Source organism: Megasphaera sp. SC8-1 (assembly GCF_024436295.1).
In the GTDB taxonomy this organism is placed as follows: domain Bacteria; phylum Bacillota; class Negativicutes; order Veillonellales; family Megasphaeraceae; genus Megasphaera; species Megasphaera elsdenii.
In genome coordinates this window covers 1-478 of sequence record NZ_JANFQH010000010.1, presented here as the reverse complement: position 1 = coordinate 478, position 478 = coordinate 1, and the positions used below count along the sequence as shown (strand labels likewise).

The 478-nt window shown below is 48.1% G+C and carries 1 protein-coding gene; it reads right to left on the bottom strand.

Features of this window, described 5'->3' with window-relative positions; genetic code table 11:
- A partial coding sequence (locus NOS26_RS03615) for a transposase (RefSeq protein WP_255917292.1) occupies positions 1-478 on the bottom strand: 478 nt, incomplete at both ends.

The following is a 478-nucleotide window of genomic DNA, read 5'->3' as shown; positions in this document are numbered from 1 at the left end:
GATGGCTGCGTTTTTATCGCGATTATGGTGACTTCCACATTTCGGGCAATTCCATTCCCTTACAGACAATTCCTTGGTTTCGTGGTTCTGATATCCGCAAATATGGCACAGCTGGCTGCTCGGATACCACTTGTCTATCTTGATAAGCTGTTTGCCTTGCCAAGCCAGCTTATATTCCAGCATGTTCGTGAACATATTCCAGCCATTGTCCGCTACGGATTTGCCAAAGCTGAACTTGCCACCCTTTTTCCGCTTTGCCATCGCTTTGACGCTGATATCCTCAATACCAATGGCATCATAGCGGTCTGCAAGGTAGCGGGCCTTCTTGTGCAGGAAATCCCGGCGTTGATTGGCCACTTTCTCATGAAGAATAGCTACGCGCAGTCTTTGCTTTTCCCTGTTGTGACTTCCTTTTTGCTTTTTGGATAGCTTCCGCTGCGCCTTAGCCAGTCTTTTCTCTGCCTTCCGCAGGAAATCT